This window comes from Cellulomonas algicola, from assembly GCF_003851725.1.
GTDB classification, from domain to species: domain Bacteria; phylum Actinomycetota; class Actinomycetes; order Actinomycetales; family Cellulomonadaceae; genus Cellulomonas; species Cellulomonas algicola.
Map to the genome: position 1 here is coordinate 1 of NZ_BHYL01000014.1, position 5833 is coordinate 5833.

General features: G+C 75.4%; 5 protein-coding genes. 2 read left to right on the forward strand and 3 right to left on the reverse strand.

The window, feature by feature from the left end; translation table 11 throughout:
- Nucleotides 1–533 (forward strand): DoxX family membrane protein (locus tag CTKZ_RS00835; RefSeq protein WP_307720280.1); only part of this gene is annotated, 533 nt, incomplete at its 5' end.
- An 89-nt stretch (nt 534–622) separates the two neighbouring features.
- On the opposite strand, the gene CTKZ_RS00840 is transcribed toward CTKZ_RS00835, so the two are convergent.
- Nucleotides 623–1144: a hypothetical protein gene (locus tag CTKZ_RS00840; protein WP_124341149.1), complete on the reverse strand. Its 522-nt coding sequence runs from the start codon at nt 1142–1144 to the stop codon at nt 623–625.
- Nucleotides 1145–1224: 80 nt separating this feature from the next.
- Between CTKZ_RS00840 and CTKZ_RS00845 the strand changes: the two genes are divergently transcribed.
- Nucleotides 1225–1851, forward strand: a complete 627-nt coding sequence (locus tag CTKZ_RS00845; protein ID WP_235843105.1) for a ribonuclease H family protein — start codon at nt 1225–1227, stop codon at nt 1849–1851.
- A gap of 151 nt (nt 1852–2002) precedes the next feature.
- Here CTKZ_RS00845 and CTKZ_RS00850 read toward each other — a convergent pair whose 3' ends face one another.
- The gene (locus tag CTKZ_RS00850; RefSeq protein WP_200829595.1) at nt 2003–2509 is read right to left on the reverse strand and encodes a DUF3806 domain-containing protein; all 507 of its coding nucleotides are present in this window, start codon (nt 2507–2509) and stop codon (nt 2003–2005) included.
- Nucleotides 2510–2709: 200 nt separating this feature from the next.
- The coding region (locus tag CTKZ_RS00855) for an Ig-like domain repeat protein (RefSeq protein WP_124341151.1) at nt 2710–5833 on the reverse strand (3124 nt) is incomplete at its 5' end.

Consider the following 5833-nt stretch of genomic DNA (forward strand, 5'->3'; position numbering starts at 1 on the left):
CGCCCGGCACGCCCGGCACGCCGCTGACGACCACGACCCGCCCGCGCGCCGCCGGCCGCCCCGCACGCACGCGTGCGCTCGTCGACGACGCGGTCGCCGCCCTGGCCCGGGGGCTCGCGCGGCACTCGGTCACCGCGCTGCGGATCGCGCTCGGCCTCGTCTTCCTCGGCTTCGGCGCGCTCAAGTTCTTCCCCGGCGTCAGCCCGGCCGCCGACCTCGCGCAGCGCACGATCGGCGAGCTCACGCTCGGGCTCGTCGGGCCGACCGCGGCCCTGCTGCTGACCGCCGTCCTCGAGACCGTCATCGGCCTCACACTCGTCACCGGGCGCTTCCTGCGGACCGGGCTCGTCCTGCTCGCAGGCGCGCTCGTCGGCATCATGTCGCCGCTCGTCCTGTTCTTCGACGAGCTGTTCCCCGCCGGCGGCCCGACGATCGTCGCGCAGTACGTCCTCAAGGACGTCGTGCTCGCCGCCGCAGGCGCCGTGATCGCCGCGGTCGCGCTCGGTGCGCGGCTGCGCCTGCCCGGCGAGTGACGGGCGCGGCGCCGAGCGACCCTCGGCGCCGCCACACCCTCCGGCGCGGGGCGACCCCCAGACGCCGCAGGATCAGCGGAGCGCGACCCTCAGCCCCGCACCCACAGGTTCGGACCCGCCTCGTGCCAGCCGTCGTCGGCCGCCGGGGCGGGTCCGCCCTCCGCGGCGAGCCAGACGTCGCCCGACGCGAGCTGCGCACCCACGACCGACCGGACGCAGCCGAGCGTCGCCAGGTCGCCCGACGGCACGGTCAGCACGCACAGGTCGCCCGACGCGCTGATCGCCGCGAAGTGCCGCCCGCTGCCGGTCTCGGCGAGGAACCGGGTCGACGCGGGCTCGACGGCCAGCGAGCCGATCTCGGCGCGGTCGACGACGTCGTCGGCCCCCTGCACGGTCGCGAGGACCGGGAGCAGCGTGCGGGCGTCGACGTGCTCGACCACCGGGCCGCGGGCGTTGTCCCGCGCCCACACGAAGCCCGCACCGACGACGCCCGCAGCCGCGAGCAGCGCCAGCACGGTCAGGACCGCCGGGCGACGTCGCCGCGCGACGCCCACCGACCGAAAACCACCGAACGCCTCACCGAAGAGGTCGACGTCGTCGATCGTCGTCATGCTCCTTCATCGGCGCGCCGCGCGCCCGACCTGAGCGACGTGCACCGTTCGGCCCTGCGGGCACGGCAGAATCGACGCTCGTGATCACGGTCAGCACGGACGGCTCCTGCCTGCGCAACCCCGGCGGCGCGATCGGCTGGGCGTGGGCGAACCACGACGGCACGCACGCGAGCGGTGGCGCCGCGTCCGGCACCAACCAGATCGCCGAGCTCACCGCGGTCCTCGAGGCCATCCACGCGCACCCCGGCGACGAGCCGCTGCGCATCGAGGCGGACTCGCAGTACGCGATCAAGTGCTCGTCGGAGTGGGTGCACGGCTGGAAGCGCAAGGGCTGGCGGACGGCCAGCGGCGGCCCCGTGCAGAACCTCGCGCTGATCCAGGCCATCGACCGCGCCATCGCCGAGCGCCCCGGCCCCGTCGCGTTCGCATGGGTCCGCGGGCACCGCGGCGACCGGTTCAACGAGCGGGCCGACGAGCTCGCCGGGATCGCGGCGCGGGAGGCCCGCGAGGGGCGCGCCTCGTCCGCCCAGTCGTCGGTCCCGGCGAACGCGGTCGGGGGTGCGGGCCGCGCGCAGGAGCCGACGGTCGCGTCGGCGGCTCGGCCGGAGCCTGCTCGGACGACGGCGGGCACCGCCGCGCGAGCCGTGCGCGCGACGCCCGCCCCCGAGCGGTCGGAGCCTGCGGTCGTGGTCGACACGCTGTTCTGACGCGTGACGCGTGACGCCTGACGCGTGACGCGTGACGCGTGACGCCTGACGCGTGACGCCTGACGCGTGACGCCTGACGTCCGCGGACGCCGGGCGCGGCGACTCGCGGCGAGCGAGGGGCAGACGCCGGGCGGGCGCCGGGCGGCGACCGTCAGGCCGGCGGGGCTTCCGTCCCGGCGGGGGTCCCCGCCTCCGGCTGACCGGCGGCCAGCGTGGCCAGCGCGGTGCCGGCGGAGCGGTGCACGGTCGCGACGAACCAGCGCTCGGGCGCCGCGCCCCACTCGTCGCCGACGGCGGTGATCGGGAACAGCAGCAGCCCGCCCGTCGGGTGCGTGAGCACGAGCTGCGTGCCCGACCCGTCGGTGCGGGACGCCCAGGCGAGGCCCGGGACGCGCTGGACGAGCAGGTCGCCGAGCGCGACGCCGAACGCGTTGACGAGCGGCTCCGGGTCGGGGCGGTCGTCCGTCGCGCGCCACGTCGCCTGGACGCGGTCGAACAGGTCGCCCACGGCCTGCGCATCGAGCGAGCCGTCGCACAGCTCCTCGACGAGGGCGCGCTGCTGCGCGGTCCACACGAGCTCGGCGGCGTTGAGGGACGCGAGGACGGGCTCGGCGTCCACGTGCTCGGCCCCGGCGGGTCCGTGCGGCGTGGGCACCACGGAGCCGTCCGTGGGCCTGGGCGTGCGACGGAACAGCGGCATACGGTCCTGATCGACGCGTCCGGGACGGGACTTGACGGACGACGAGGGCGGGTCCCCCGTCCGGACGACGTGCGTCGTGCCGGTCGGAGGACCCGCCCTCGTGAGGAGAAGCCCAGGTCAGGGCCTCGGTCGGGACCGCGCGGGCGGTCCCGACCGGGTCAGGACCGCGTCACCGTGATGGCGTGCGTGGTGACGGTCGGGAGGTACCCCTTGTCGCCCGCGTACAGGGCGGTGACGTAGCCGCCCACCTTCACGGCGGGCAGCGTGACCGTCGCGGCGCCGTCCTTCAGCTGGGCGACGGCCACCGTGCGCAGGTTGTACAGCACGGTGACCTTGCCGGTCGGGGCCGGGGCGCCCGCAGCGCCCGAGACCGTCACGGTGACGGCCGGCTTCGCACCCGCCGGCACGGTCCACGAGCCGGTCGAGAGCGTCGCCTTCGCGAGCGCCGGCGTCACGCGGTAGGACCGCTGCGACTTCGACGACGAGACGTCCGCGCTGCCGGTGTAGACCGCCGTCAGCTGGTGCGTGCCCACGGTCAGGTCCTGCGGCAGGGCGATCGTCGCCGTCCCGACGAGGTTCGTGACGGCCAGCGTGCCCGTGCCCAGGACCTTGGTGCCCTCGCGGATCTCGACGGTGCCCGCGGGCGCCGCCGTCTGACCCGTCACGGTGACCGTCGCGGTGACCGCGGCGCCGTACGGGCCGGAGTTGCGCGACAGCGTGACCGCGGTGGACGACCCGGACTTCTTGAGGTCGACCGTGACGACCGCGGACGTCGACGACGCGTACAGCGCGCTGTCGGGCGTGAACACCGCCGTGAGCGCGTGCGAGCCGGCACCGAGACGGACCTTCGCGGTGGCCGTGCCGCCGCTCACGGCCGCCGAGGCGACCTCCGTCTCGCCGTCGAGGAACCGGACCGTGCCGGTGGCCTCGGCCGGGGCGACGGTCGCCGTGAGCGTGAGCTCCTGGCCGGCCTTCGACGCGCCGCTCGCCTTGAGCGTCGTGGTCGTGGCCGTCGGCTCCGGCACCGTGACGTCGACGACCTGCGCGCGCGCGGCCGGGTCGGCGTTGAGGTGGTGCAGGACGAGCAGCTGTCCCGACGTGGCGTCGGCGGACCGGTGCACCGGGATCTGCGTGCCGTCGTCACCGAGCGACGAGAACGAGCCCGCGATGTCCGGCTCGAACCAGAACGGCGGGTCGAACGGGTCGATCGTGAACGGGTCGGCCTCGTCGAGGGCCGGCGGTGTCACCGCGTAGTCCGGCGCGTACGTCCACGCCCGGACGGTCGGCGTCGTACCTGGCTCGAGGCCGAGCGCGGCGATGTCCACCGGGGCGACGAGGACGTTGCTGTCGAAGACACCGGCCTCGACGTCGCCGAAGAACCCGTTGACCGGCCACTGGCTGACGGTGTCGCCGGTCGCGAGGTCGTAGGTGTCGGCGAGCGTGATGTCGGTGTCCGGCAGCTTCTCGACGACCGTCTGGAAGTCGGGCTCGCCGTCGCCGTCCACGTCGATGTCGAAGACCGGCAGCCAGTTGAGCCCGAGAGAGGCCCACTCCGCGTCGGTCGCGAGGCCGAGGCCGATCACGCCCTCCGCGGCGGGGTCGCCGCCGGCCGCGGCCACCTGCGGCGCGTTCGACGCCCAGCCGACGTACCGGATGTCACCGGCCGCGAGCGTCGACTCCGAGGTGACGAAGCCGGCGGGCGTGGCGTCGCGGCGTGCGTCGGTGGCACCGAGCACGAGCGGCGTCGTCAGCGAGTACCAGCCGCCCTCCGCGACGCCGCGACCCGCGAGCGTGAGCGGTGCGGTGGTGGCGGCGGCGTCCGCGAACGCGACCGGGGCCGCGGTCAGCTCGCTGACGAGGCGCGGCGCGGCCTGGACGGGCACGCGCAGCTCCTGCGCACCCGACGTGAGCACGAGCCGGCCCGAGACCTCGGAGACGTACTCGCGCGGGACGCCGGCGGTGACCGCGTCGGACGTCGGGTCGAGGTCACGGCTCAGGGTCGACGGGTCGGCCGTGAACGTCAGCGTGACGACCGCGGAACCGCCGGCCGGCAGCGTGAACGACGCGGGCGACGCGGTGATGGACGCGTCCCCGGTGGTCGTCGACGTGGTGACGGACGTGCTGTAGCGGGCGCTCGCCGTGCCGAGGTTCTTCACGGTGACCGTCTTCTTCTGCACGACGGGCTGCGCGCCGACCTCGACGACGCCGAAGGACACCGAGGTCTGCTTCGGGTCCTGCGTGTTGTACGCGACGACGTTCGTGTTGACGGCCTGGAGCGCGTCGACGCGGCCCGAGCCGACGCGGCGCGGCCCGTAGGCGTCGCCGGTGCGGTTCTGGCCGGTCCACACGTCGTGGGTCGCGGTGTTGACGACGGCGGCCTTGACCTGCGTCGCGTCCCAGCCCGGGTGCGCGCTGCGGACCAGGGCGGCGATGCCGGCGACGTGCGGCGACGCCATCGACGTGCCGGACAGCGACTGCGGCTCGTTGCCCGTGCCGGACGCCGCCGAGAAGATCAGCGTGCCGGGTGCGGCGACGTCGGGCTTGGCGTGCCCGAGCGAGCCGTGCTCGCCGCGCGACGAGCCCGGGTTGAGCGCGTCGCCCGCGAGGTCCGCGACGACCGCGCCCGCGAGCGACGGGCCGATGTGGACCGTGAGCGTGCCTGCCTGGATCTCCGGCAGCAGCGCGTCGGTCGTGGAGGCCGTCATCTGCGCGCCGGGGATCGTGGCGGTGCCGGAGATCCCGGCGGAGAAGACGGTCTGCTCGGTGGGCAGCAGGATGCCGACGGCGCCGGCGGCGGCCGCGTTGGTGAACCGGGCGACGGAGCCGCAGCGGCGGGTCGCGTCGTCGTCGTCCCACCAGAGGTACGCGATCTTGCCCGAGACGGTCGCGGCCTGGGCGGCGGTGAACGCGGTGCAGCCGTCGAACGTCGCGCCGACGTAGGCGACCGGGGCCGTCACGTCGGGGCCGGCGTACGCGATCGAGTTCTGGCCGGAGTGCAGGCCCACGAGCGCGGGGTTCGCGGCGGCCGTGACGTCGATGCCGTCGTACGTCTGCGGGGCGCCGACGGAGTTGGCGACGGTCAGCGCGCCCGCGGCGTTGCCGGGCGAGCCGCCGATGTCGGTGATGTCGCCCGAGTTGCCCGCGGAGTTGACGACGACCGTGCCGAGCGCGACGAGCGCGTCGACGAGCATCGTGTCGGGGTCGTCGGCGGGGGCGCCGTCGGCGCCGAGGGACAGGTTCACGACGTCGAGCCGGTCGCCGAAGTCGCCGTCGGCGTTCGGG